Below are 26,549 nucleotides of genomic sequence, written 5' to 3' on the forward strand. Positions count from 1 at the left end.
TTTAGGCAAGCAAAGTCGTTCCACGTCTTATGACGTACGACATCTGCAGCAAAACTCGATTTTCTCTATAGCGGCTCTCGATCGGCTCTCGCCATCACGGCTCCCGGGAGTCGCCCGCTGCAACCGCCGGCGGGGGTTCCGGCTCGTAAAGCCCCGAGCGTACCCGAAACCAACGGTACAAATGGGATACGACGACCTTCAGCACGGCATATCCCGGCACCGCAAGCAGAATGCCGACGACGCCAAACAAGTTGCCGCTCGTCAAAATGACGAAGATAATCGTGATCGGATGAATTTTCAGCGTCTTGCCCATAATTTGCGGGGAAATGAACTTCCCTTCGATGAGCTGGACGACGGTCCAGACGATCACCATCTTGAGCAGCATGATCGGCGAGGTGACGACCGCAACGATGAGTGCCGGCGTAATGGCGATCGCCGGTCCCAGATACGGGACGACGCTGGTGCATGCAGCAATGATCGCCAGAATCAGCGAATACTTCAAGCCGATAATGATATACCCGGCAAACAGCAGCACCCCGATACAGCAGCTGACGATGATCTGCCCGCGGATATAAGAGCTGATCTGATGGTTCATTTCTTTCATGACCCGCGAGGTTTCTCCGCGCAGCCGCGTCGGCACAAAGTGTAAAATGTAACCCGGCAGCCGTTTGCCGTCTTTCAGCAGGTAGAACAGAATGAAGGGCAGCGTCACGATGGCCAGAACTACTTCAATCAGCCCGCCCACGAATCCGCCAAGCCCCGTCCAGGTGCGGTTCAGAAATTCCGAGCCTTTCTCCGAGACGGTTTTCATCAACTCCTGCGGATCGAACGACACGGTCTCCTGCAGATTGCTGACCAGATTGCTTCCCATCAGTTCTTCGACCTTGATGCGGGCAATCTCGGCGTAGCCCGGGAAATTGTTCACCAAATCCATAATCTGCTCCCGGATGACCGGGATGACCAGCGTCACGAGCGCGGCAAGCATGCCGATAATGAAGACGTACAGCAGCAGAATGGTGTGCAGGCGCTTCACCTTCCGCTTTTCCATAAAATCCACAATCGGATTGAGCAAATAATACGCAATTCCGGCGAGAATGAGCGGCAGCACGACGGTTTTGACCAGGACGATCACCGGCTCGAATACGAATGAAATCTTGGTGAGAACCAGAATATTCAGTCCCAGGAGCAGCAGCACCAGCATAAACAATACAAATCTGTTATTTAGTAGAAACCGCTTAAAACGGCTTGCCCAATTCACCGGATTGTCCATATTTATTCCTCACTCATCTTGATCTTCTTGATTTCGATGCGGCAGTAGCGGTTATGATCCCGCTCCAGCAGGGTGAAGGCCGTTCCTTCGTACACGAACGTCTCGCCTTCCGCCATTTCGCTGATCTGGCTGTACAGCCAGCCGCCGATCGTATCCCATTCCTTTGTATCCAGATCCATAAAGAAATAATCATTGATCATTGAAATCGATACTTTGCCGTCCACAATCAGATGCTGCTCGCCGATCTCCTGGACGTCCTCGACTTCGTCCTTGTCGAACTCGTCGCGAATTTCGCCGACGATCTCTTCAATAATGTCCTCGATCGTGACAAGACCGGAAGTTCCGCCGTATTCATCGATCAGAATCGCCATGTGCGTCGCTTCCTTCTGCATCCGCTGCAGCAGCACATTGACCGGTGTCACTTCGGATACCGCCATCACCGGATGGATCAGGCTCGCCACATCCAACTCTTCGTTTTCTTCATAAGCCAGGAAAAATTGCTTCGTATTAATGATGCCGATGACATTATCCTTGCTTCCGTCGATAAGCGGAAACCTGGAGTACTGCTGTTCTTTAATAATTTTCATATTTTCAGACCGCGACTTGTCTTTGTCCAAACAGATCATGTCCGTACGCGGTACCATAATTTCCTTAGCCAGCATGTTGTCGAACGCGAAAATCCGGCTGACATAACCGAATTCGTTATCGTTGATTTTTCCACTCTCATGGCTCTCGCTCAGAATAATCTGAAGCTCCTCCTCGGAGTGGGCCTCCTCATGCTCGGAAGCGGGCTTTACGCCAAACAATCGGACCAGCTGGTTCGCCGATCCATTCAGCAGCCAAATGAACGGGTACATGATTTTGTTAAACCAGATAATGGGTGTCGCCGTCAGCAGGGCAATGGTCTCCGCTTTGCGGATGGCCACTGTTTTCGGCGCCAATTCGCCAATAACGACGTGCAGGTACGTAATGACCGTAAAGGCAATCAGCAGAGACAGAAAATGGCCTAACGCTTCAGGCATATGCCATTTCTCAAACACCGGGGTAAGGATCTTCTCCACGGTCGGCTCCCCGAGGAAACCAAGACAGAGTGATGTAATCGTAATCCCGAGCTGGCACGCGGACAAATATCCGTCCAGATTGTCGATAACCTTCTTCACAGCCTTTGCGCCCTTGCGCCCTTCGGCGATCAGCTGATCGACCCGGCTTCCCCGTACACGGATCACGGCAAACTCTACCGCAACGAAAAAGGCCGACAAACCGATCAGTAATGCAACCAAAACCAAATTTAACACATACCTGTCACTTTCCACTTCAACATCTTCTCCTTATAAAGTAGTCTTGATGATTCCATCCGGCATTTTGCAGGAAGCTCCGTGTTCTGCCGCTAAGGCAGTAGACGGGGCAGAACTAAGCCTTCCCCATTCATTTACCATGTGGCGGCCCGCCGAAACAGGTCCATCGCATATTGCTGGATAACTAGGTAATACGCAGAAGCCCGGGTTCAGGTTTCAACCGACTCCTAAAAAAAGGCTCCAGCCATCACGGCGCTTCCCGTGTACCGAAGCCTTTCCCGCCCAGTAAGCGGACGCCCCTACGGCGTGCACGAAGCGATTCATCCATATCCCTTATTGGACAGGCCTTTGTCAGCGGCAAGTTGTTAAGTATTTCGTTCCCAATGCTTACCGCAGCGTAGAAACCCGAAGCCCCGTTGAACGGGACGGCTGACCGGGAATAGGCCGATATCAGCTTGATTGCAATCAACGTGCAAGGCCAGCTGGCTTTACTTACTGCTCGCTGGCATGCTTCTTGATTTTGGTGACCAAATTGTCCACGAGCTGCTGCATAATCTGTTGGGCCATCGGGTCTGTCAGCGCACCGGATTCGTCAAATTTGGTATGCGATTGCGGGAGCAGAAATTCCGGCCGGTTCACCGAATCCATATTGAGCGCAAACAAAAGTGAGCGTATGCCAACCTGGGCTCTGCCCGTACCCCCCATGCCCGGCGTGGCGCCCATAAGCGCTACCGGTTTCTGGGCCAGCGGCGTTTGAAGGGCCGGTCTTGAAGCCCAATCCAGCGCATTCTTCAACGCGCCTGACAGCTGCCCGTTATATTCCGGCGAGCTGATCAAAAAGCCATTCCCCGAATGCAGCAGCTCGGCAAACTGCTTCACCGCTTCCGGCAGTTCACTTTCCAAATCCTGATTGTATAAAGGAAGTACGGAAATGTCGGCAAGCGTGAAGCGAAAATCCTCCGGCAGAAGCGCTGCCGCGTTATGAAGCAGCTGTGTATTGTGGGAATGCTTGCGGAGACTTCCGGAAATCCCCACGATATGAAAACGTTCAGACATGATCGATTTCTCCTTTTTATCGTAAGTATAGAAGTAAGGGATATGGCAGCACGCTCCGTGCCCGTAAAGGCCCTAGCTTCATGATACGACAGAATTCGACGGGTGAACATCAAATTTTTCCAAAAAGGAGGGAACCCGGCCTCTCTCCATCAAGAAGGATTCCGGGTTCCCATATAGACATGTATTCGAAGATTTGCCGATCAGTGGCTGATCATCAGCGACGGATCCGGCTGGCTTCCGTCTGTGGCATCCGTGGCGGCCGGCTTCGGTCTGCGCAGAATGAGGCACAGCACCACACCGACGATCGCAAAGCAGGAGGCCAGGAAGAACACATCGTCAAAACCCTGCACTGCCGCGTTCAGCGTATTGCCTCCATGGCTCGCGTGAGCGGTGGTGCGGCTGATCAGGTAGCCTGACATGCCGGCGACCGCAAAGGACACGACGACCTGCTGGGCAGCGGCGGTCAGCGGCGTCACCCGGTTCACCAGCTTGCGCGGTGCGGCGTTCAGCACGTGGGTATTGAGCGGCATCATCGACAAGCCCATGCCGAATCCGAGCATGAAGAGCAGCGGCATAATGCTCCACAGCGACGTGTCGGCCGTAATATGCGACAGGCTGAACAGCGCTGCCGAAATGAGGAGAAGGCCGATAATCGCCACCGGACGGGCGCCGTATTTATCGAAGAACTTCCCGCCGATCGGCATGCCGATCCCGGAAGCCAGCGCCTGCGGCAGCAGGATGAAGCCGGTCTCCAGCGGCGTAAACTGGCGGATCTGCTGCAGATACAGCGGAACGAACAGCATCGAGCCGAACAAGGCCGCCTGCATGATCCAGGAGAGAATGATGCCCCGGGTAAAATCCGAGGAGCCGAAGACGCGCAGCTCCAGCAGCGGGTTCTTCTGCCGAAGCTCCACAGCGATAAAAATCAGCAGAGCTGCCCCGCCGACGATGAGCCCGGTCAATGCGCCGGTCGAGGACCAGCTTACGCTGCCTCCCTCATTGACGCCGTAAGCCAGCATGGCGAATGCGATCGGAGCCAGAATCATGCCGATCAAATCGAGGTGCGGAGTCTGCTGCCGATCCGCTGTCGGCAGAAACTTCACGCCCAGGATGACGCCGACGATCCCGATCGGAACGTTGATCAGGAAGATCCAGTGCCAGTTCACATACTCCACCAGCCAGCCCGACAGAATCGGGCCAAGCGCCGGCGCGAGAAGCATCGGAATGCCGAGCAGCCCCATGATCGAGCCGCGGCGCTCCGGAGGAGCAAGCTTAAAGACCAGCGCCATGCCGATCGGAGCGACCATGCCCCCGCCAAGCCCCTGGATGACGCGGTAAATAATCAGCTGGGTCGACGTCTGCGCCATGGAGCAGAGCGCCGATCCGATGACAAACATAATGATGGTGGCCAGGAAGACCTGCTTGGAGCCAAATTTATCGGTCATCCAGCCCGCCAGCGGAATAACAGCCGATAGAGCCAACGTATAGCCGGTAATCGCCCATTGAATGGTCTTCAGATCGGTGTGAAAATAGCTCACCAGGTTCGGCACCGCCACGTTGACCACGGTGCTGTCCAGAATGACCATGATCATACCGACGATAATGGCCAGCATGGGCGGAATGATCTTTTTCAGCGAGAATGGAACTTCTGCGGCGGGATTGCCCGCCAAGGTTTTAGACATAAATCTCTCCACTCATTTCTATATATAGTTTGGTTTCCCGTTCCACTCTAGCTGTATTGGTGAAAATAGTGCTCAAACAACGTGTCAATCTGCTCTTCAAGCGGCGCGATATGGATGGTTGAGGCCATATCCTCGTCGCCTTCGGCCAGAAAGGACTTCATGATGACCGGGAAAAAGATCGCCCCGTACAGCTGCATCAGCATCTTCCGGATGTTATCGTCGTCTTCTTCCCCGGTAATTTCCCGGACCGTCCCGATCAGCCGCCGGGTCTTCATCACCTTGCAGTAATGCGAGTACTCATGCTGCGACTCGAAAATAACGCGGGTCTGATCGATCATCTGTCTCACCAGCCCCGGGTATTCCTGCAGATGGCGGACATAGCGGTAAAAGAACTGCTTCAGTCTTTCCCTCGCCGGCATCGTGTCGTCCTCCAGCGCGTTAAACACGTCCTTAAACGTCAGCACGAGGGAACGGATGGCCTGGGTGATCAGCTTTTCCTTCGAGCCGAAGTGATAATTGACCAGCGCGAGGTTGGTGTCGGCCTTGGTCGCGATCCGGCGCAAGGTGGCACACTCAATGCCTTCATCCCGAATCAGCTCAACGGTGGCTTTTAATATATCGTGTTTGGTGTCGGTTCCTGAGGTATGCCCTGTGGTGTCTTCCTTCATCGGTTCTTTCACCTGCCCCCCTCTCCTGTCATGCAGCAAATTTAAACAGTGTTTAATACGTTGTTTAATTTACTCTCGGCCGCCCCCCTTTGTCAATATTTATCTGTAAAAAAATACATAAGGATGAACCGGGGATCTCGGGCGCAAAAAAAAAAGGCCCGGCAGCATCATGCCGCCAGGCCTCTCAACTATTTCATCGTGCGATTGCTTTATTAAAGTGACTGCGTTATTGGCAGTGGATCAAGATATCCAGCGGATAACTGCCGGCATTCCGGTCATACAGCGCGATCCCGCCTTCATCGGCCTGAAGCTCCAGCCGGAACCGGCGGCTTCCGTTCCGCCGCGACGCGATCCGGCTCGGCACTTCTGAGAGCTTGGCCGGGTCAGTCAGCAAACAAGGGTTTGTTTCCCGCGGCCTTACTCTTTTCCCCGGACCGTCAGTACAGCGGACTGCACGTCTTGGGCATGCCGGCCGATCTGAATTTCAAATTCGCCGGCTTCGACGACCGGATTCAGATCACGGTCAATGAAAGACAGTTCTTCGTGCCCGATCCCGAACGTGACCGTCTTCGTCTCACCCGGCTGCAGCCAAATCTTGGCGAAGCCTTTCAGCTCCTTCTTCGGCCGGGTCACCGTGCTGACCTTGTCGGAGATGTACAGCTGGACCGTTTCCGCTCCGGCCCGGCTGCCGGTGTTGGTCACCTTTACCGCAGCCTCCGCCCGTCCTTCCGGCGTAATTTCCGCCGGCGAGACGGTCACCGGGCCATACTCGAACTCGGTGTAGCTGAGCCCGAACCCGAAAGGATAGGCCGGCTCCAAATCCGTCTCCAGGTAGCGCCGTCCGGTCGTACGCTTGCTGTTATAGCGGACCGGCAGCTGGCCGACATGCTTCGGAACGGAGACCGTCAGCCGGCCGGAAGGGTTCTCGTCGCCGAATACGATATCGGCGATCGCGTGGCCGCCCTCCTGTCCCGGGTACCATGCCTCCAGGATGGCGTCGGCATGCTCGTCGATCCACGGCTCCGCAACCGGCCGGCCGTTGATGTACACCACGACCAGCGGCTTCCCGAGCTTGGCCAGCTCCTCCGCCAGCTCCCGCTGCACGCCGGACAGCCCCAGCGTGGAGCGGTCGATGCCCTCGCCGCAGTCCATGTCGCTGTGCGGGCGGTCCGTCACGACCGACGCACCCGTGCGCAGGTCGATCGTGCCTTCGCCGAAATCGCGCGCGCTCGACCCGCCGAGCACGAGCACGATCGTGTCCGCGGCGGCAGCCGTCTTCAGCGCCAGGTCGAAGCCTTCCCGGCTGTCATCCTTAACCCGGCAGCCCGGCGCGTACAGCACCCGCTCCGGCGCGTGCGCCAGCTTGGCCCGGATGCCGTCCAGCACGGTCGACACCTGCTCCCGCGGCTGCGGGGAGGTATAGTCTCCGAGCTGATTGTACACGTTGTCGGCATTCGGTCCGATGACCGCGACCGTCCCCGACTCCTTGGACAGCGGCAGCGTGTCCCCCTGATTCTTCAGCAGGACGATCCCTTCGACGGCCGCCTGCCGGGCGAGCCGGATGTGCTCCTCGCTGCCGATGACGCGGGATGCCCGTTCCGGGTCGACGTAAGGCTGCTCGAACAGCCCCAGTTCGAACTTCGCCTTCAGTACGCGAAGTACCGCTTGGTCCAGCGTCTTCATCTCGATGCGCCCGCTCTGCACAGCCGCTGCCAAGTGCGCACGGAACATGTCGCCGGACATTTCCATATCCACGCCGGCGTTCACCGCCATGGCGGACGCCTCCTGCGGGTCGGCAGCTGTGTCATGCCCCCACACCAGCATGTTGATGGCACCGCAATCGGTAATGACGAATCCGTCGAAGCCCCACTCCTTGCGCAGCAGGTCTGTAAGCAGATATTTATCGGAGGTGCACGGCACCCCGTCGATTTCGTTATACGCGGTCATAACCGATTTCGCACCGGCCCGGACCGCCGCCTTGAACGGCCGAAGGTCCACCTCGTGCAGCTCGCGCAGTCCCATATGAACCGGCGCGCTGTTGCGTCCGCCTTCCGAGCTGCCGTAGCCGGCAAAATGCTTCAGCGTCGCAATGACACTGTCGTCGGCGTCCAGCCGCTTGCCCTGCAGCCCCCGCACCGCCGCTTCCGCCATCACGGAAGCGATCCACGGGTCTTCCCCGTATGTCTCCTCCGTCCGCCCCCACCGGGGGTCCCGGACGACGTCGAGCACCGGGGAATACGTGGCCGCTCCGCCCTGGCTGCGCGTCTCCAGAGCGATCGCCCGGCAGATCTCTTCATACAGCGCCGGGTTCCACATACTGGCCAGCGTCAGCGGCACCGGAAACACGGTCGCCCCGATCGCCATATGACCGTGCGAGCACTCCTCCCCGAACAGGATCGGGATGCCGAGGCGCGAGCGCTCGATCGCGTACCGCTGGATCGCGTTGATCGTCTCCGCGCCTTCCTTAGGCGACAGTCCTGTCGCCAGCGTCACTTCCGTCCACGGGTCGGCGCGCAGCACGCCGTACAGCGAACCGATGCCGCCGCGTTCGGCGGCATCTTTGAATGCTTCGTCCAGCGCGACGCCGTTTCCCTCCCGCCGGTACGTTTTCCAGCCGAACAGCTGCACAAGCTGTCCGACCTTTTCCTCCAGCGTCATGAGGCTGAGCAGATGCTCCGCCCTCTCCTCGCTGCTCAAAGCAGAATCTTGATAACTCAATGGATTTCCCTCCGTATCCCTTGTTCCCGCTGCACCCTCTGGGTTCCGGACGGTTACCAAGGGCTGCACCGAACCCGTAAACGGAATCGTTGGGTCGCAAGCTGCAGCGCCTCATTGGCCTTCTTCCGGAAATGCTACGGTTTTTTATGTATTTATATAAGTTAAAAATTGAAATGGATGATGGGGCAAGTTGCCTCATTCCCACCTTAAATGACAATTAGCCAACCCCCGGCCTCGCGGCCGGGATATGTTGGCTCCTTGCACTTGGTATGAATCGGCTTATTTGCCGGTGTTCCACTGGTCGTATGCGGCTTGGTACAGTTCCACGATGCGGTCAGACCCCATCTTTTTCACTTGTGCCAAGTATTTATCCCAGTTGGAAAGCGGCTCCTGTCCGGTAATGAACTTCGCTTCCATCTGCTGCACGTAGGTATCGAGGTCGGACATCAAGGCGGACGCTTCGCTCTGCTGTTCGTTCGTCAGATAGACGTTCGGGAACGGCGATTTGCCGATTGGCGTCAGCTTCTCCGCATTCTCCTTGTCAATCCAGTCGTCGAACTCAGATCTGAGGCCTTTGGTCACTTCCGGATCGTTGACGCCCGGCGTCAGGATGCCGAAGTTCGGCGTAATTTTGCCGCGGTATTCTTCGCGGTCACCGCCGCCCGGTACCGGCAGCCATTCCTTGACGTGGTTTTCCTTGTCTTTGTACTTCCACAGCACGCCTTCCGGTCCTTGGTTAAACAGGGTCGAACCCTCATAGCTGTACAGATAGTCGATCCAGCGCATCGTCGCTTCCGGCGCCGGGTCCTTGCTTGTGATCGCAAACGTGCCGTTAGCCGACATGCCCGGATGTTTGCCGTAAACCGGCGTTCCCGCAATTTCGCTGGCAACCGGTGTCATGAGCGGGTTGTCCGAGCTTGGCTCGCCGCCCAGCGTGAAGTAAGGGAAATAGTCGTTAAACAGGCCGATCTGGTTGTTTTGTCCTTTGGCCTTTTTCTGGTCGGCCGTCTGCGAGAACGTCTCGTGATCCAGTAAGTCTTCCTTCCACAGCTTGTTCATGAAAGTCAAGTAACCCTTGTAACCTTCTTCTTGAGGGGAGTAGTGTACTTTGCCGTCCTTGTCTGCGTAAATCTTCTCGTCATACATGCCCCAGAATCCGAAGAAATACATCCGCAAATCATCCAGCTTAACCGAAGTCAGCGGAATTTCATCCTTCTTGCCGTTGCCGTTCGGGTCTTCATCCTTAAAGCGTTTGAGCAGCGTGTACAGCTCGTCGGTCGTCTTCGGCAGCTCGGTTACGTTCAGCGCCTTCAGGAACTTGCCGTTATACCACATCGGGCTGCGGTACCAGACGGCGGCCGTGTCGATAAACGGCAGGGCATACATATGACCGTCAGGCGTCGTAAACGACTTGCGTACATCCGGATGCTCATCGAGAATTTTCTTGATGTTCGGCGCATAGCCTTCGTCGATGTACTTTTCGAGCGGAATCAGGACGCCCTGGGTTCCGTACGTCACCTGCTCCGACGGCTTCAGGTCAGCCGCATACAGCATATCCGGCAGATCGCCGCTGGCGAACATCAGATTCTTCTTCGTTTCAAAGCTGTCGATCGGCGAAAGCTGGTATTCCAGATGGATGCCCGACAATTTCTCCATCTCTTGCAGCACGGGCATTTTGTTCCAGTCGGCCACGCCCGCGTCCTGGGACATGACTTTCAGCGTGAGCGGCTTATCCACGATCGGAAAGCCTTCCTTCTTGACTCCCTCCACGGTCGCCGAACTATCGGATGATGCGGATCCGCTTCCTCCGTCTCCCTTAGAAGATCCGCAGGCTGCAAGCAGGCTGGCGGAAATCGTCAGGCAGAGCAGAATGGATGATGCTTTGCGAAGATTTTTCATGACAACAACTCCCCTTTTAAAGTTATTGATCTATGGCAAGATCAGCCCTTAACCGAACCGATCATGACACCTTGCACAAAATAACGCTGAAGGAACGGGTAAATGACAATCACCGGAATCGTGGCGACGATAATCACGGAATACTTCACCAGAGCGGCGATTTCCGCCTTGTTGTTCATCGCGGCCGCCGTGGAGGCATCGATCGCTCCTCCGCCCTGCGCGGCCATTTCCTGCAGCACCAGAATCTGGCGCAGCACCAGCTGCAGCGGGTATTTCGCCGAGTCGTTCAGGTAAATGAGCGCCGAGAAGTAGCTGTTCCAGTTGCCCACCCCGTAGAACAGGGCCATGACCGCGATGATCGGCATCGACAGCGGCAGGATAATCTTCACGAACAGCCGCATGTTTGTACACCCATCGATCTGCGCCGCTTCCTGCAGCTCCTTCGGAATCGAGCTCTGGAAGAACGTCCGCGAGACGATGATGTTCCAGATCGACGCGGCCGACGGAATGACGATCGCCCACATCGTGTTGACCATGCCCAGCTGCTTCACCAGGAGGTACGTCGGCACCAGGCCGCCCCCGAAAAACATCGTGACCATGAACATGCCCATAAAGAAGTTGCGGCCGACAAAGTCCTTGCGGCTCAGCGCATACGCCGCCGGCAGCGTCACGAGCAGGTTGATCGCGGTCCCGACCACGGTGTACAGAATTGTGTTGCCATACCCCGTCCAGATGCTTGTGTTCTCGAACACCCGCTTGTAGCCGTCAAACGTAATGCCTTTCGGCCACAGCCACATCTCCCCCGACCCGACCGCTTTCGGGTCGCTGATGGAGGCGCTGACCATGTACACCAGCGGGTAGAACACGATTAGAAACGCCAGAAACACATACAGGTAATTGAAGGCGAGAAAAACTTTATCCCGCCGGGTTTCTCTGACTCCGGATAACATCGAAGCCCCTCCTCTCTACCACAAACTGTTCTCGCTCGTACGGCGGACGATCTGATTGACGACGATGAGCAATACCGCATTGATGACCGAGTTGAACAGGCCGATGGCGGTCGAGAAGCTGTACTGCGCATCCACCAGACCCGAGCGGTAGACGAAGGTGGAAATGACGTCCGACGAGCTCATGTTGAGCGGGTTTTGCAGCAGCAGGATTTTCTCAAAGCCGACCCCGAGCAGGCTGCCCATATTCAGGATGAGCAGGATGGTCATCGTCGGGACCAGCACCGGGATGTTGATGTGCCGCAAGCGCTGGAAGCGCGAGGCCCCGTCGATAATCGCCGCCTCATGCAGCCCCGGATCAACGCCCGAGAGCGCGGCGAGATAGATGATCGTGCCCCAGCCGGCGCTCTGCCACACGTCCGAGAAGACGTACATCGTCTTGAACCAGCGCGGGTCGGTGAGGAAGTCCGGTGATTTCAGGCCCAGACCCTCGATCATGTGGGTGACGATCCCCGTCGACGGCGAAAGGAACGTGATAATCATCCCGGCCATAACGACCATGGAAATGAAGTGCGGTGCGTACGTCACCGTCTGGGACAGCTTCTTGAAGAAGCCGTTTCGGACCTCGTTGAAGGCCAGCGCCAGAATGATCGGGATCGGAAACCCGACGACCAGCGAGTACAAGCTGATGCTCAGCGTGTTCCAGAGCAGATCCCAGAAGTAATAGGAATGAAAGAAGCGGATGAAGTGGTCGAAGCCGACCCACGGGCTTCCCGTGATTCCTTTTGTCGGAATAAAGTTCTTGAACGCGATCTGGATGCCGTACATCGGCCCGTAACAGAAAATAAGAAAGTAGAAAAAGGCCGGCGCAATAAACAGGTACAGCTCCCAGTTCAGAATGATGCGCTTCCACAAGCTTTTGTGGGTTTTCTTTCTCGGCATCACAGCCGGCGTGCCTGCGATGGCAGCTTTTGTCTCATGCATCGTATCACTCCTTCTCTGGTAGATTCTTTGTTGCCTTTATCTCTCCGTGATGACGGATGTTAAAGCCCGAAAAAGGCGGGTGAACAAGGTTTGTGATCTAAACGTATTCGATCGGTAAAACCTTCGTAAATATGTCATTTTCCACATGAGCCTGAAATTCAGGGCAAAACCCGTACGAACAAGAAGAAAATCGACCGGTTTTGGCCAGAGGAATATGTTGTTTTTGCATCGAATTCGGGTGAATCAGTCAGTACTTAACATCACAATGATAACTTAAGTTACACAAATATGTTTGATATACTACCTGACTAAGGACGAGTTGTGGTTAAACTTCCCCTTGTGAGCCCTATCATGATGTTCCCTACCAGCCGACTTACGCTGTTCTTCCTTTTACTAAGGGAACAAAAATTTCAGCTGACCAGCATCTAAGCGATGCCCTTCCTCGAAAGGTGAGGGCCGTTCAACCAGTCAAGCAGCTTAGCGCCCTCGTTTCGAGCAGGATCCTGAGAGTTCTTTCGATCGGTTCCGATGGCTTCGTACAATGAAGAAACATCCCTCTTCAATGAAACCTTCTCTTTAAATGAAACATCCTTCTTCGGTGAAGCTTCCATCTTCAACGCATCTATCGGCGGGCCGATCCTCCTCCAAATGTCCCTGTTTCTCGGCCACGGTTTTTGATCGTTAGTTAAGCCTGCCCGTTCCCCCACATCTCGCTTCAGCGGCGTGTGATAACGCTTACACTAAACATATCGGAGCCCCCGCCATGCGTAAATATGTCGTTTTCGCCCCCTCATCAAATCGGCTTGAAATCTGGCTCCGGTGGTTACATTCACTTGTGATTCAGGAACCGAATATGTCATTTTTGATGATTTGGACAACCTTTAAGGTGTATATATCAAAAATGACAATTCCCGCACGAGCCCTTATGGGGCGCGGTTTTGCGGCAGGTCAAAAATAACATGTATGCGTTTACATCGATTTTGCCGTCACAACCGGCTGACAATGGCGTTTGGTCATTTCACTTCCGCCTTTTGGATGCTGCAGCCCTGCTTTCTCTTTTTCTCGCTTATACTTTCTGATATCTAAAAAAACGTCCAAGCTCAGCCGGTCCTTCTCGGCTTCCCTTGAACGTCTTCATCTTTCTGGATTTCATAATTGCCTTGTGTACTTCGGTCAGGACATATGGCGGATTCCTTCCCTCACCCAGGCGTCAATCCGCTCCCGATCCATGAACGGGAGAATCGGCGCCAAGGCCCCGAGCCCCTCCCTTTCGCAAGCTTTCCTCGCACACTCATCGATTGCATCAATGCTCATAAACGGTGCGATCGGCGCTAGCGCCCCGATTCCTTCGCTCTCGTAAGCCTTCCTCGCACACTCATCGATTGCATCAATGCTCATAAACGGTACGATTGGTGCCAGCGCACCAATCCCTTCGTTCTCGTAAGCTTTCCTCGCACACTCATCGATTGCTTCATCGCTCATAAACGGTACGATTGGTGCCAGCGCACCAATCCCTTCGTTCTCGTAAGCTTTCCTCGCACACTCATCGATTGCTTCATCGCTCATAAACGGTGCGATCGGTGACAGCGCACCGATCCCTTCGCTCTCGTAAGCTTTCCTCGCACACTCATCGATTGCTTCATCGCTCATAAACGGTACGATTGGTGCCAGCGCACCAATCCCTTCGTTCTCGTAAGCTTTCCTCGCACACTCATCGATTGCTTCATCGCTCATAAACGGTGCGATCGGTGACAGCGCACCGATCCCTTCGCTCTCGTAAGCTTTCCTCGCACACTCATCGATTGCTTCATCGCTCATAAACGGTACGATTGGTGCCAGCGCACCAATCCCTTCGTTCTCGTAAGCTTTCCTCGCACACTCATCGATTGCTTCATCGCTCATAAACGGTGCGATCGGTGACAGCGCACCGATCCCTTCGCTCTCGTAAGCTTTCCTCGCACACTCATCGATTGCTTCATCGCTCATAAACGGTACGATTGGTGCCAGCGCACCAATCCCTTCGTTCTCGTAAGCTTTCCTCGCACACTCATCGATTGCTTCATCGCTCATAAACGGTGCGATCGGTGACAGCGCACCGATCCCTTCGCTCTCGAAGGCTTGCAGCGCGACCTCATCGATCACTTCCTCGCTGACAAACGGAGCGATGGACTGGATGTCCTTCGGTTTGAACTTGTTTTTAATGTGCCCAAACACCTCGTCTACCTGGGCTGACTTGAGAATCGGGGCGATACTCGCGAACTCCTCGACGGATACCTCGTTCGCCTGCAAAAATTCGGACGTCTTGTCCTCGACAATCGTCTGGATGATCTGCGTCCCTTTCGAACTCTCCAAAATACGGTCGATGCTGACGCCGAAAATGTCTGCGAGCTGCGGCAGTTTCGATATATCGGGCATCGTTTCCCCGCGTTCCCAGTTGCTGATCGCCTGATAACTGATTCCCATCCGATCCGCCAGCTCCATTTGCGTAAAACCCGTTTCCTTGCGAAGCCGGGCAATGGTTCTCCCGATCTTGACCATATCAAACATCCTCGACACTCCTTCAAAGGTTATTTGCGCTTAAGTGTATCGGTTCGCCGGGCATTTGTATATCAAGCGCTGCTTGAGTCCGCCAATTCACTGCAGCTCCGTAAGAACAACGGATTGTTGTCAGCACACGAAAAAGCCGCCTTATTAGGTTTCAACCTGATAAGGCGGCTCTCACCGCTGCCGCGGGATTCAATCAATAATCGAACCACTCGTGCTTCTGTCCGTCCTTGTCGGTTAACTCTACACGAATGGCCTTAACCTGAAGGATCACATAATCCGGATCATCCGGGCCGGAGAAATCCGCGCTGAACTCTTCCCGCCAAATCTGCTGACGGAGAGCTTCCTCCGTGTTCACGGTTAATTTTCCGTCGATTTCCACCGTTTCCCGGGAGTCGTTCTCCCCATGCCCTACCAGCAGCGACACCGGCGTCTTGCTTTCCAGGTCCCAGGTTTGGCTTTTCCGATTTGCGACAAGATAGATGCTCAGTCCTTTGTTGTACTTCGGCATCCGGCGCAGCCGTGGCTTCTGATTCTCCACCGTCGCAACGGCGGCGTATTCGTGGTGATCCAGAATTTTGGCAACCTCATGCTCCATGGCGAATTTAGCTTCCATTAATAATCACACCCCTTCTCTTCTGACATCATCGACGAAGGGGTCAGAGCCCCTCGTTCATTGGAAATCGTTGAAATCAGCCAAGGTAGGATTCAAGCATCCATACATGCTTATCCAAGTCCGCCTGCATCGCGATCAGCATATCCGCGGTTGGGTGGTCACCGGCGCTTTCCGCCAAGTTGATGGTGTCATGCAGTTCCTTGCTTACCGCCGAGAAGTCATGGATGAGCGACTGCACCATGCCGCGCGCGTCCTCTTTTCCTGTAGCTTCCGCAATCGTAGCGATTTCCAGATACTCTACCAATGTAGCAGACGGTCTGCCCTTGATCGCCAGAAGGCGTTCGGCGATTTCGTCCGTTTTTTGCGTAACGTCGTTGTACAGTTCCTCGAATTTCGCATGCAGCGTAAAGAACTGTTCTCCTTTTACATACCAGTGATAGTTATGAATTTTCACGTAAAGGATGCTGAAGTTTGCCACCTGCTGATTCAATGCCTGTTCCAATGTTAATGTCGTTGTGTTTGTCATCATTTATCCCATCCTTTATTATCAGTCAGTGAAGGCCTTCGGCAAGCCTTTCGGTTCGCAAGCTTTCTTCTGTAACTGAATTGTACACAATTTAGTTACAGTAAATCAATATGCCATTTCTATCATTTTAATCCCAACCAGGCATGGGTACGATTTCACCCCCCTTCCACTGCCGCCCTTCGATTTTGATACCGTTGGACAATATGCACCCAGAGGCACAGCAGCGGAAGATAGACGTACAGCAGGACCAGTCCGGCCCAGGTTACCACAGAATCCAGCTTGTCGATCGTCTTGGGTCCTTGTAATACGGCGATAATGACAAATGACATCCCGCATGTGAACCATACCAGCGGCTTGGATCTCAATGGGGTGACCTGTCTCAAAATTCTGGTTCCCGCCCACATTGCCATACATACCGGCGGCAGAATCACGATAAACCAATTGAACACATACACGTAATCGAACCGGTCGATGAACGGGAGCCGGGCCACCTTCGACAGAATCAGCGTCGGCCAGATCGTATGCTCCAGCTGCTGAACGTTAAAGAACGCCAATGTGACTATAGCGACGATCAAGTAAAGTACTGTGGAATGGGCCACGGCGATATGAGCCCATTTCCGAGACTTTTCTGGATGCTTGATAAAGGGGTGCAGCAGAAGCAGAAACTCCACCCCGTAAAATAAATTGAGCGAATGGAACGCCGACTGGGCATATTCACGCGGCGAATGGTTCAGCAGCGGCAGGAAATTCGTCCAATGGGCATACTGCAGCGGAAAATAAATCGATACCAGGAGCAGGGTGGGAATGACGACGCAGAAAAAGCAGATTCCCGTGATCACCCGCAACCCCCCGGTCACGATATATACGGCAGTCAGCAAAATGAGCAGGCATACGAACCAGAGCGGCGTCGTGGGAAACGCCCAAATATGGATGACCTCCATGTAAGACCGGATTTGATAGACGATAAACAGCAGCATATAACCGTAGAACAGGAGATTCATCGCTCCTCCCATCCATTTGCCGAACAACTGCCGATGCAGGTGGAGGATATCGCCTCCATCCGCGTGCTTCATGATCGCATAAATGATCCACACGACCGCGTGCAGGCTGAGGCCGACGAGCAGTAAGGATAACCAGGAGTCCTGCTGCGCCCCCTTAATGTTACGGCTCTGAAAGCTCAGCATAGCGATGCCGGACTGCGTTCCGTGAATCATGAACCACAGCAAATAAGGGGATACGGTTAAGCTTTCCTTGATCTGTCTGGACATCTTCATTCACCTGTCCTTATTATTCTCCGATTCCCGATTTGGTCAGTTGAAGGTTGATAGCGATATCGAAAGCCGTTTTCGGATACAGCCTTTCGTAAAATTCCTTCTCGTCCCAGTCCCGGGAATATGCCCTGACCAGATCCCCTACGCCCAGCGGATCCACACCGCTGTCCCTCAGTTTGGCGAGCAGCGACATCAGGCGTTCCCGTATCTGCTTTTCCAGCTGGCGGTCTACCTCGCGGTCATTGGAGTCCTTCCTTAAGTCCATCCATCTCGGATACTCCTTCACCATTCCGCTGATCGCGAGCTGGACTTGAATATGCAAGCCATCTGCCCTCATGACCGCATGCTTGGATTCCCTTCCATAGCTCACCGAAAAAAGGGCTGTTCCTTCCTGCCCGTGCTTTTTCAGGGTAAAAGGAATTTCCCCGCGCATGGAGTATCCCTGAAGAAGCTTATAATAGAACATTTCCTCCGGATTCAAGGTGAGTTTTAAACGGTCCCCTTTGAAAATGCCATAGCCCGATACCTGCAATCTGCCCGCAGCGTTTAACCGGATGACCGGAAGCGAAACGTCCCTCCCCAGGCCATGGTAATCAAACAACATCGTCGAGAGGTTGGATCTCGGAATATTCCCCGATTTCATATTCTGCTCAATGAGATGGTACGGCAGCTCACGGCTGCCCTGCTCGGCTATGACCTTGGCCAGGGACGTGACCGGCTCCTCCGATACGGCCACCGTCAAATAATTACTGATCAGCGGGTTGCGGCAGATCGAATTGATGAAATACGAAAGGCCGCTCTCCGCGAGCTCCCGGCTGAACAGGAGCAGCCGCAGCTTCTCGATTTTGACCGGCTGGGCTGACTGGCCGTTCATTTCATTCAGGACGAGCTGGGTCTGCCCCGCCCGCCCCTGCAGCGTGCCGACCTTCCCCCTCTGTGTAAAATCGCTGTAGAGAGCGGTCCCGATATAACCTGGGCGGCCGTCGTCAAATCCGAGCACCGTGACGATACGGATCTTATCGACCATTCGGTCGTTTCCGCATCCCCCAAGCGCAAAGACGATACCGAATATCCCCAGCCATCTTACGAGGCTACTCATGCTCAATATCCTCCTGGTCTTCACTCGGGGTGTACCGCTTGGAATCCAGAGGCCTCAGGTAAATGTTCCGGTTGGTGATATACCGGTACGATCGCCGTACGAAGCTGTCACCGAAATTGCCGGTCCGCAGCGGGAACAGCGGCAGCAAGTACGGGGTGCCGAGAGATTTGAGCCGCAGCAGGTGCCCAAGCAGCAAAAAGAGCCCGGCCACAATCCCCAGCCCGCCCCATAGGCCGGCCAGCAGGATCAGCGGGAAACGCAGGAGGCGGATCGTATTGGCCATTTTAAAAATGGGAGTCGTAAACGAGGCCAGCGCCGACAACGCCACAATGATCAGCAGGATGCTGCTCGCCAGGGCGGCTTCCACCGTGGCCTGGCCGATGACGATCCCGCCTACGATGCCGAGCGTCTGGCCGATTTTGGTCGGGAGCCGGGCTCCGGCTTCCCGCAGCAGCTCGATCGTCACTTCCAGGAAGAGCGCCTCCAGCACGGGAGGAAGCGGGACATGGGTTCGGGACATGATTAACGGCTCCAGTATATTTTCCGGAATAACCTCGAAATGATACGTTAATACGGCGACATAGACAGGCGTGACAAAAATGGAGAAGATGACGCTCAGAATGCGGACGATGCGAAAGAAAGACCCGATAATCCAGGGCAAATAATAGTCCTCCGGCGATACGAAAAAGTCCAAAAACGTGGAAGGGCCCGTAAAGACATAGGGTGATCCGTCCGCGAACACCGCGACCTGTCCGGAAGTAATGGCGTAAGCCACCCGGTCTACCCTTTCCGTCGACAGAAAAAGCGGGAACGGGGAGTTGGTATGATCGGATATAATCTGATCGAGAATCGATGTGTCGAATACGACCTCGAAGTCGATCCTGCCGAGCCGCTGTTTCATCGTTTCGATATGCTGCGGATTCGTCACTCCGTCAAGATAAGCAATCATGACCTTCGTATTGGACAGGCTGCCGACCGAAACCTCCTCGATCACCAGCCTCGTGACGGCGATTTGCTGTCTCAGCAAATGGACGTTAACATGAATGTTTTCCACAAAGCCGATTTTGGGTCCCACGACGCTGAATTCATTTTCGGTCTCGTTGCTTTGGCGGTGCCCCTGTTCGGTCTGGTTGATATTAACGATCAAAAAAGCCGGCTCTTCCGACACGATCTGGAGGATCACATACCCTTTGACCAGCTTGGACTCGACTTCCGACGTATCCTCGGTGATTTGCGCTTCATCGAACGGGATGCGGTTCTGAATGTCCGCCAGCCGATGAATATCATCATCATGCTGCTGGATTTCAGCGATAAGATAACGGTTGACCTTCTCCGCATCCACAAGAGAAGAATAGTAGCTGATCCGGATCCGGTCGTTCTCCGCAAAGGGGGAAAACTGCCGAAAATCGCTGGACTTGGCGGCTTGCTCCAATATTTCACGGAGGGTCTTGGGTGCATCAGGCTTCATGACGATTTCCTTTCCTGTGAGAAAATGAGCATAGATCCCATTATGTTCGGCGCCCGGTCAAAACATACCTCATTTCCCGGCTGCAGCTCACGGAATAGAACGAAAAGAACCCCCAGGGAAAGCCGGCAGTCCGTATCGGCTCATTTGGGGGTCCTTTGATTAGCTCAGCGCATTTTTCATAAACCTAAAAATATCTTCTTCGCTCATTTCCGCGGCATCCGGGGACACAATCTGCTGTACCTGCAGGCCGTTCTTGAAGATGGACAGCAGCCGCGCTGCCTTCTCGGCGTCCACATGGGCCGGGATCACGCCGTGCTCCTGCCCAACCTTGATCCACTCAGCCGAATTTTGAATGGCCGTCTCCTGGTATCGCTTCAGGATGTCGGCCACGGCGGGCTTATCCTTTTGACTCAGCAGGTAAATAAAAATGAGGCTCGAAGCAGTCTCCGTGCTGGACATATGCTGCATCTTTCCCGATAGGGCGGACAGCGGCCCTTGAAGACCCGCATCCTCTCCGACCGCCCGGGATACCGACTCGTAGAAGAGTCGGTTCGTATTCTGCATCCCTGACTGCAGGATCAGGGCGAACAGTTCGTCTTTGCTTTTGACATAATGATAAATGGCTCCTTTGGTCAGACCGCTGCGGTCAGCGATATCCTGAAGCGTCGTCGCCCGGCATCCCCTCTCCAGGATCATCTCTTCGGCCGTGTCCAGCAGCAGCTTCAGGCTGGGATTCATCGACTTGTCGTCCATCATCTATTCCTCCATATCGCTTGGGTTATTATTTGATTCATAAGCTGAATGATTTATGTTGTATTGCTGAATTATTTACGGTTTAAAGCAGCCTCCCGCTTGACCCGTTTCACGTAGGTAACGTTCCACCAGATCGTAAGCGCCAGGATGCCGTAGGTGGCAAACGGGGAAACTGCCAGAAAGGCAGGAATCGACAAAGTGTACACCAACCCTACTTTAACACAAGCTTCGAGCAAAAGCGCGACGCCCCACACCGCCGTCATGCGGCGAAAGGTCTGACGATAGGCGGGCAGGCGGTTCCACTTGTCATGCATTTCCGGATCGCGGCCGGCGAACCGTTCGGCAAAATAAAAGATCAGCGGGCGTGCGGCAAGCAGGGATCCAAGGAATACCAGGCCCATGATCCCTGTAACATAAGACTCCCTCAGCAAAATGAACCGTTCGTCGCCGCCCAGCAGAACCGCGGCAATGCCGAGAACAAGCCCGAGGAAAATGAAGCCGGAAAACATATCGACCTTGCGGGTATGTATTAGGCTGTACACGGTATCGATCAGCGGTACAATGGCGGCGGCCGATAAGGCCACCAGGCTGCTCGTGTGCGGCAGCAGCAAGGTATACACGACGTACGGCAGTACAATGTTGACAATGAGCGTCACGATAATAGCATTTTTCGATTTGGTCATTGGTTTGAACCGTCCTTTCCAATAAATAATTCGTTTGTGTCAGGCTGTGAAATCCAATCGGGAATAGAACTGCAATAATATGGCCGCTGCTTCGTTAGTCATACCTTCGGTAGGTATTTTCTATGACTATAATAGTACCTACCTTCGGTAGGTATGTCAACATCAAAATCAAACTTGCAATCTCCCTCCATCCGGTTGATTTCCTTGAAGCAATCCGCAGCCCGCAATCCGCAAGATGCATACGAAAAAACCGGTACATGATGCACCGGTCATTTTTAACGCTTTTGTTATGAATTTTTATTTCATCCCCAAGCTCATTCCTCCGGAACCCTCGGCTTATTCACGTCATCCGGAATCCGCTCATCGAAAACGTCCTGGCCCGGGAAATCCCGGACATGGCCTTCGTGCAGCTCATGATTCTCGTAGTCGAATCGGCCCGAGCTGCGCTGATCCACCCGCCATGGTGTGCTTTTCCCCAACTGCTCGGCGTTGACCGGCGACCCGTAGGGCCCGTCCGGAAACTCCTCGAAGGCCAGATCGTTGCGCTGCGACTCCACGGTCGACAGGTCTGTCGAAAGGGCCCGCTTCTCATCCTTCATTTCTTGACTCATGGGCGATTCCTCCCTGCGTTTTCGGCTCCGTGCTGCGTGGCATACTTGGACCCGATCATTCTCCTTATTATGGATGAAATAGAGCAAAGTATTCTGGTGGAAATCGTTGACAAATGATGCTAAGCGAATTATTATAAAAACAAAAATACAATTTGTTTTTATAGGAGGTTTTAAATTGCCTCAATTCTCTCCAGCTGAAAAGGAAAAACTTCGTCAGGATTTAATCGATGCCGGTAAAAAGTTGTTTGCGGCACAGGGCCTTAAAAAAACTTCACTGGAACAGTTAACCGCCGCAACCGGGATCGCTAAAAGCACCTTTTACGCTTTTTACGACAGCAAGGAAGCTATGTACTTGGATCTGCTGGAGTTGGAATCGGCCGGGATGGAGGAAAGAGTATGGGCTGCTGTAGAGAAACAGTCCGATGCTTATAACGGAATTATCGCATATCTGCGTCAAATGGTTCTTGAGTTAAAAACCAACCCGCTGACCAAAAAGCTCATTATGCATCCCCAAGAAATGGAGCTATTGCGTCGAAGGGTGCCCCCTGAATTCATCGAAAGAAAACTGCAGCGCAACGTTATCCCTTTAATGAATTATATCGAGCAGCAGCAAATCAAAGGAGAAATCATCAACAAAGACTCGGGAGTCATTGTAGGTATGATGCGGGCAGCCATGCTGATCGAAGTCCATAAACAGGAATTTGACGAGAAGCTTTACGCCGAAATTGAAGAAATAATGTTCCATGCGGTTGCCAGTGCTTTAACGATATCGCCAGTATCCACAAAGGAGTGATCCAATTGGAATTCCATCAACTCTTAGATTGGGCTTTCCAAAGACACTTGAATCCGTTAAGTTGGTATATCCGCCCCATTTTTTTAATCGTATTGGCTTTTTTCGCTTACAAACGAAACTGGAAAGGTATGATGATCACTTTCTTACTTATGATGAGCAGCATGGTTTGGTTTCCTGCGCCGAAAACGATCAATCCCCAGATGGAAGCCGTATTGGATTATGAAAAAATGCTTTTGAGTGATCCAGGTTCGGCCGTATTCACGCTGGCATTTATGATGGCTTTTGTCGTATCCATGGGCGTTGCATTCTGGAAGCATTCTTTTAAAATCGGCCTGGTTATTCTGAATGTGACCCTGATTGGAAAGGTCGTATTGTCGCTGATGTTGACCGGAGATAACGGTTGGGCTCCCATTGGCAACACCCTTTTCGGACTGCTGTTAGTCAACGGGATCGGCTTGGTACTGTTACGGCTTCAAAACAAACAAAGATGGACGAAGATTCATTAGTTATCCGGAAGGCCTTTAACGATCCAGCGGTACGCTATCTACTACAGCGTTCCGCTGTTTTTTGTTGTCAGTTCTCCAAATGAACTCGGGCAAATCGAAACTGCTGCTCCTAGCCTCAGCTGCCCCACCGTCGCCCACGCCCCTGCTCTAAAAAAATATTTCAAAAATTTCCTCCAGATATATTGTCTTCCGCAAATCCGCGTGTTAATATAGCGACAAATGAACAAATTGTGAACATAAACGAGCATATATTACGCAAATAATACTCATTTATGTTTGATTTGGGCATTGAATGCTCATTTTCGCTTGAGTTAAGGGGGAATGATGAATCGACAGTGTGTGGCATATCAGCAATATGGATTTGACGCTCCGGCTGCTGTTATCGGTCGCCATGGGCGGATTGATCGGCATGGAACGCGAATGGAACAATCACGCCGCCGGCTTTCGGACCCATATCCTGGTCTGTCTCGGCTCGGCGTCCATCATGATCCTGTCCATGTACGGCTTTGAGGCCTTCGTGGACGAAACGAACGTCCGCCTGGATCCGGCGCGGCTCGCTGCGCAGGTGATCAGCGGGATCGGCTTTCTCGGCGCAGGAGCCATTCTCCGCTCGGGACAGACGGTATCCGGACTGACGACCGCCGCTTCGGTATGGGTCGTGGCCGCGATCGGACTGTCGATCGGCGCCGGTTTTCTCTACTCGGCCCTTCTGACGACCGGTCTTGCTTTTATCAGCCTGTTTGCCCTGAACAAATGGGAAAAGCTCATCATGCACCGCAAGAGGAACTTCGACTTCCTCATCCGGGTGCCCGACAAGCCGGGCATGCTTGTGACGGTCGCCAGCGAGCTGGATGTACTTGGCATCAAGATCAACAATATCGAAATCCGCACGCCCGACGGGCTGGCGGATGCCATGGTCGAACTGAAATTCCATATCCGCTCCCCAAATCCGATGCAGGTGGTTGCCGCCATGGACAAAATATCTTCCCTGCCCGACGTGCTCGGCATTGAATCGTCGGGAATCTCCTCAGAATTCGCACAAAAGTTCTCCGCAAACAACAAGTATTCCAACTTCAAGATGTAATCGAATTGACGGCAATCCCGGTAAATGAGCAAAAGTGAACAAAAGTAAGCAATCGTATATGCGATTTGGCGGAAAGGATGGTTATATTGCTGGCAGCTGAACGAAAAATGAGAATCGTCGAATTTGTCAGACAGCATCGGTCGGCTTCTGTCGGCACGTTAGCCAAGGAATTCGGCGTTCATGAAGCGACGATCCGGCGCGATCTCGCTGAGGTCGAACAGGAAGGGCTTCTGAAACGGACGCACGGCGGCGTTATTGTGGAACAGCTCACGCATCACGAGCCTTCGTTCAACGAAAGATCAGGCATCCAGCTCGATCAGAAGGAACGTATCGGCCAGAAGGCGGCAAGCTTGGTGGAAGACGGGGATCACATCATTTTGGATTCCGGCACGACCACGCTGCACATCGCCCGCAACCTGGTCCACCGCTCCAACATCACCGTCATTACCAACGACATGAACGTGGCGGCCGAGCTTCGGGACGCTCCCGGCGTCAAAGTGACGGTCACCGGCGGGGAACTGTATCCGTCCAGCTTCATGCTGAACGGCATGTTTACGGATTACGTGCTGCGGTCGGTACACGTATCCAAAGCTTTTATCGCGACCACCGCGATCCATCCCAAATACGGCCTTACGCTTCCGGAAGCCCAACTGGTCGTGGCCAAGCAGGGCATGATCGCGGCCGCCCAGGAAGTCATCGTCGTCGCCGACGAAACGAAAATCGGCAAAATTTCGCTGTACAACGTCGCTCCCAATAGCTCGATCCATACCCTGATCACGGGCAACGAGGTTGCGGAATACGACATTAAGCAGTTTCAGGACGCCGGCATTCAAATTTTAACCGTCTGACGGAACGCAGCTCCTTTCAGGGGAGCTGACGATGACGTCAGACCCGAACAAATGATAAGGAAATCCAGTATTAAAAAAAACAAATAACGCTCACATGGAGGTGTTCCCTGATTTGAGTACGATTACGCAAACGGTGGACTCCCGGTCGCTCCGGCTCACCCACCCCCACCATGTCGAAGAAATGACGATGGATCGGACCGTCGCGGAAGGATTCGTCGTCATTGAACCCACTTTGGCCAGCATCTGTCATGCCGACCTTCGATATTTCGGAGGCCTTCGGAAACCCGAAGTCCTTGCCCGCAAGCTGCCGATGGCCCTGCTTCATGAAGGCATCGGGAAAGTCGTCGGCGGCTCCTCCAAGCTTCAAGCGGGACAGCGGGTCGCCATCGTGCCGAACCTGCCGGGCTATCTGCTGAACGGCATCAAGCACGACGAGTGCTGTCCGGCCTGCCGGGGAGACATTCCGGAGAATTACTGCTACAACGGCAAGTTTCTCGGGAGTACGATCGACGGTATCGCGCAGAGCCGGCTCGTCATTCCGGAGGCATGCGCCATTCCGATCCCGGATTCGATTCCGGATGACATTGCCGTGCTGGCAGAGCTGTGCAGCGTATCCTACCGGGCGATCCGCCCCGTGGCCGATCTGCTGGACAGCGCACAGGTCGCCGTATTCGGAGACGGTCCGGTCGGCTTCCTGACTGCCGCCATGCTCCATTACGCCTTTGGCGTCAGCACGGAGCGCCTGACGGTATTCGGCGCCATTCATGAGAAGCTGGAGCATTTCACGTTTGCGCGGACCGAAATGGTGCAGGAATACGATTTTCAAGGCGGCTGGAAGGTTGATGTCGTGCTGGAATGCACAGGCGGAAGATTTAGTGAAAGCGCCATCAATCAAGGGATCGACTTACTTCTCCCTGGGGGCCATCTGATCGCCATGGGCGTCAGCGAGGAGCTTGTTCCTATCAATACGCGGGATGTGCTGGAGAAAGGCATTACGATCCACGGCAGCAGCCGCAGCTCGCACAGCGATTTTCGGAAGGTGCTTGAAGTGATGAAGCAGGAGGAATGTCAGGAGACGCTCCGGCAGTTGGTGCCGGATGACTATATCCCGGTGAGCAAGGCAGAAGACTTTGCGGGCGCAATGGAATCCGCCCTGGCTCACAGAGACTGGAAAAAGATGTACCTCGATTTTCGCTGGTGAGAGAGCGAAAATCTTGTTCAATAGTGT

At 54.0% G+C, this 26,549-nt stretch carries 24 protein-coding genes; 5 read left to right on the forward strand and 19 right to left on the reverse strand.

The window, feature by feature from the left end; translation table 11 throughout:
* Positions 1-94 precede the first annotated feature (94 nt).
* The 19 genes from BCV73_RS25635 to BCV73_RS25725 all read right to left on the reverse strand — a co-directional run bounded on the left by BCV73_RS25635 (position 95) and on the right by BCV73_RS25725 (position 22,090).
* Entirely contained in the window at positions 95-1,270 is a 1,176-nt protein-coding gene (locus BCV73_RS25635; protein WP_089549048.1) for an AI-2E family transporter, read from the reverse strand.
* Between the two features lie 2 nt (positions 1,271-1,272).
* Positions 1,273-2,583 carry a hemolysin family protein gene (locus tag BCV73_RS25640; RefSeq protein WP_076175976.1) on the reverse strand — a complete coding sequence of 437 codons (1,311 nt, stop codon included), beginning with the start codon at positions 2,581-2,583 and terminating at the stop codon, positions 1,273-1,275.
* Between the two features lie 474 nt (positions 2,584-3,057).
* Positions 3,058-3,621: an NADPH-dependent FMN reductase gene (locus BCV73_RS25645; RefSeq protein WP_076175978.1), complete on the reverse strand. Its 564-nt coding sequence runs from the start codon at positions 3,619-3,621 to the stop codon at positions 3,058-3,060.
* A 200-nt stretch (positions 3,622-3,821) separates the two neighbouring features.
* A complete protein-coding gene (locus BCV73_RS25650; protein ID WP_089549049.1) occupies positions 3,822-5,303 on the reverse strand; it encodes a DHA2 family efflux MFS transporter permease subunit in 1,482 nt (493 codons plus the stop codon).
* A gap of 47 nt (positions 5,304-5,350) precedes the next feature.
* Entirely contained in the window at positions 5,351-5,983 is a 633-nt protein-coding gene (locus BCV73_RS25655) for a TetR/AcrR family transcriptional regulator (RefSeq protein ID WP_084204210.1), read from the reverse strand.
* Positions 5,984-6,197: 214 nt separating this feature from the next.
* Positions 6,198-6,365 (reverse strand): hypothetical protein, encoded by a 168-nt coding sequence (locus BCV73_RS35165; protein WP_179232064.1) that lies wholly within the window; start codon positions 6,363-6,365, stop codon positions 6,198-6,200.
* Between the two features lie 23 nt (positions 6,366-6,388).
* Positions 6,389-8,689 (reverse strand): glycoside hydrolase family 3 N-terminal domain-containing protein, encoded by a 2,301-nt coding sequence (locus BCV73_RS25660; RefSeq protein ID WP_256993002.1) that lies wholly within the window; start codon positions 8,687-8,689, stop codon positions 6,389-6,391.
* 279 nt (positions 8,690-8,968) lie between these two features.
* Positions 8,969-10,588, reverse strand: a complete 1,620-nt coding sequence (locus tag BCV73_RS25665; protein ID WP_076175986.1) for an extracellular solute-binding protein — start codon at positions 10,586-10,588, stop codon at positions 8,969-8,971.
* Positions 10,589-10,629: 41 nt separating this feature from the next.
* Positions 10,630-11,538, reverse strand: a complete 909-nt coding sequence (locus tag BCV73_RS25670) for a carbohydrate ABC transporter permease (RefSeq protein WP_076173532.1) — start codon at positions 11,536-11,538, stop codon at positions 10,630-10,632.
* A 15-nt stretch (positions 11,539-11,553) separates the two neighbouring features.
* A complete protein-coding gene (locus BCV73_RS25675; protein ID WP_244879424.1) occupies positions 11,554-12,477 on the reverse strand; it encodes an ABC transporter permease in 924 nt (307 codons plus the stop codon).
* Between the two features lie 1,215 nt (positions 12,478-13,692).
* The gene (locus BCV73_RS25685; protein WP_089549051.1) at positions 13,693-15,066 is read right to left on the reverse strand and encodes a helix-turn-helix domain-containing protein; all 1,374 of its coding nucleotides are present in this window, start codon (positions 15,064-15,066) and stop codon (positions 13,693-13,695) included.
* Positions 15,067-15,259: 193 nt separating this feature from the next.
* A complete protein-coding gene (locus BCV73_RS25690) occupies positions 15,260-15,679 on the reverse strand; it encodes a pyridoxamine 5'-phosphate oxidase family protein (RefSeq protein WP_076172938.1) in 420 nt (139 codons plus the stop codon).
* Positions 15,680-15,755: 76 nt separating this feature from the next.
* Entirely contained in the window at positions 15,756-16,205 is a 450-nt protein-coding gene (locus BCV73_RS25695) for a Dps family protein (RefSeq protein WP_089550402.1), read from the reverse strand.
* Between the two features lie 155 nt (positions 16,206-16,360).
* Positions 16,361-17,473, reverse strand: coding sequence for a GerAB/ArcD/ProY family transporter (locus BCV73_RS25700; RefSeq protein WP_179232065.1), 1,113 nt, complete (start codon positions 17,471-17,473; stop codon positions 16,361-16,363).
* 19 nt (positions 17,474-17,492) lie between these two features.
* On the reverse strand, positions 17,493-18,575 hold the full coding sequence (locus BCV73_RS25705; protein ID WP_089549053.1) for a Ger(x)C family spore germination protein: 1,083 nt from the start codon (positions 18,573-18,575) through the stop codon (positions 17,493-17,495).
* On the reverse strand, positions 18,568-20,043 hold the full coding sequence (locus tag BCV73_RS25710) for a spore germination protein (RefSeq protein ID WP_076172935.1): 1,476 nt from the start codon (positions 20,041-20,043) through the stop codon (positions 18,568-18,570). The genes BCV73_RS25705 and BCV73_RS25710 overlap by 8 nt, the downstream gene beginning before the upstream one ends.
* Positions 20,044-20,202: 159 nt before the next feature.
* The gene (locus tag BCV73_RS25715) at positions 20,203-20,796 is read right to left on the reverse strand and encodes a TetR/AcrR family transcriptional regulator (RefSeq protein ID WP_089549054.1); all 594 of its coding nucleotides are present in this window, start codon (positions 20,794-20,796) and stop codon (positions 20,203-20,205) included.
* 71 nt (positions 20,797-20,867) lie between these two features.
* Complete coding sequence (locus BCV73_RS25720) at positions 20,868-21,479, reverse strand: VC0807 family protein (protein WP_076172933.1); 612 nt, start codon at positions 21,477-21,479, stop codon at positions 20,868-20,870.
* Positions 21,480-21,793: 314 nt separating this feature from the next.
* On the reverse strand, positions 21,794-22,090 hold the full coding sequence (locus tag BCV73_RS25725) for a hypothetical protein (protein WP_076172932.1): 297 nt from the start codon (positions 22,088-22,090) through the stop codon (positions 21,794-21,796).
* A 106-nt stretch (positions 22,091-22,196) separates the two neighbouring features.
* Here BCV73_RS25725 and BCV73_RS25730 point away from each other — a divergent pair, with 106 nt between their 5' ends.
* From BCV73_RS25730 to BCV73_RS25750, 5 genes are all read left to right on the forward strand, one after another.
* Positions 22,197-22,883 (forward strand): TetR/AcrR family transcriptional regulator, encoded by a 687-nt coding sequence (locus BCV73_RS25730; protein WP_089549055.1) that lies wholly within the window; start codon positions 22,197-22,199, stop codon positions 22,881-22,883.
* A 5-nt stretch (positions 22,884-22,888) separates the two neighbouring features.
* The gene (locus tag BCV73_RS25735) at positions 22,889-23,389 is read left to right on the forward strand and encodes a hypothetical protein (protein WP_076172930.1); all 501 of its coding nucleotides are present in this window, start codon (positions 22,889-22,891) and stop codon (positions 23,387-23,389) included.
* Positions 23,390-23,744: 355 nt separating this feature from the next.
* A complete protein-coding gene (locus tag BCV73_RS25740) occupies positions 23,745-24,473 on the forward strand; it encodes an MgtC/SapB family protein (RefSeq protein WP_076172979.1) in 729 nt (242 codons plus the stop codon).
* Between the two features lie 86 nt (positions 24,474-24,559).
* On the forward strand, positions 24,560-25,321 hold the full coding sequence (locus BCV73_RS25745) for a DeoR/GlpR family DNA-binding transcription regulator (RefSeq protein ID WP_076172929.1): 762 nt from the start codon (positions 24,560-24,562) through the stop codon (positions 25,319-25,321).
* Positions 25,322-25,433: 112 nt separating this feature from the next.
* Entirely contained in the window at positions 25,434-26,522 is a 1,089-nt protein-coding gene (locus BCV73_RS25750) for an alcohol dehydrogenase catalytic domain-containing protein (RefSeq protein WP_256993003.1), read from the forward strand.
* Positions 26,523-26,549: the final 27 nt, after the last annotated feature.

This window comes from Paenibacillus sp. SSG-1 (assembly GCF_002224835.1).
Taxonomy (GTDB): domain Bacteria; phylum Bacillota; class Bacilli; order Paenibacillales; family Paenibacillaceae; genus Paenibacillus_AQ; species Paenibacillus_AQ favisporus.

Coding starts and splice junctions, on each gene's coding strand:
- BCV73_RS25690 (WP_076172938.1), bottom strand. CDS start 15,679: ATGGAAGCTAAATTCGCCATGGAGCATGAGGTTGCCAAAATTCTGGAT.
- BCV73_RS25705 (WP_089549053.1), bottom strand. CDS start 18,575: ATGAGTAGCCTCGTAAGATGGCTGGGGATATTCGGTATCGTCTTTGCG.
- BCV73_RS25650 (WP_089549049.1), bottom strand. CDS start 5,303: ATGTCTAAAACCTTGGCGGGCAATCCCGCCGCAGAAGTTCCATTCTCG.
- BCV73_RS25700 (WP_179232065.1), bottom strand. CDS start 17,473: ATGTCCAGACAGATCAAGGAAAGCTTAACCGTATCCCCTTATTTGCTG.
- BCV73_RS25720 (WP_076172933.1), bottom strand. CDS start 21,479: ATGACCAAATCGAAAAATGCTATTATCGTGACGCTCATTGTCAACATT.
- BCV73_RS25645 (WP_076175978.1), bottom strand. CDS start 3,621: ATGTCTGAACGTTTTCATATCGTGGGGATTTCCGGAAGTCTCCGCAAG.
- BCV73_RS25670 (WP_076173532.1), bottom strand. CDS start 11,538: ATGTTATCCGGAGTCAGAGAAACCCGGCGGGATAAAGTTTTTCTCGCC.
- BCV73_RS25740 (WP_076172979.1), top strand. CDS start 23,745: ATGGATTTGACGCTCCGGCTGCTGTTATCGGTCGCCATGGGCGGATTG.
- BCV73_RS25710 (WP_076172935.1), bottom strand. CDS start 20,043: ATGAAGCCTGATGCACCCAAGACCCTCCGTGAAATATTGGAGCAAGCC.
- BCV73_RS25725 (WP_076172932.1), bottom strand. CDS start 22,090: ATGAGTCAAGAAATGAAGGATGAGAAGCGGGCCCTTTCGACAGACCTG.
- BCV73_RS25635 (WP_089549048.1), bottom strand. CDS start 1,270: ATGGACAATCCGGTGAATTGGGCAAGCCGTTTTAAGCGGTTTCTACTA.
- BCV73_RS25665 (WP_076175986.1), bottom strand. CDS start 10,588: ATGAAAAATCTTCGCAAAGCATCATCCATTCTGCTCTGCCTGACGATT.
- BCV73_RS25675 (WP_244879424.1), bottom strand. CDS start 12,477: ATGCCGAGAAAGAAAACCCACAAAAGCTTGTGGAAGCGCATCATTCTG.
- BCV73_RS25695 (WP_089550402.1), bottom strand. CDS start 16,205: ATGACAAACACAACGACATTAACATTGGAACAGGCATTGAATCAGCAG.
- BCV73_RS25685 (WP_089549051.1), bottom strand. CDS start 15,066: ATGTTTGATATGGTCAAGATCGGGAGAACCATTGCCCGGCTTCGCAAG.
- BCV73_RS25715 (WP_089549054.1), bottom strand. CDS start 20,796: ATGGACGACAAGTCGATGAATCCCAGCCTGAAGCTGCTGCTGGACACG.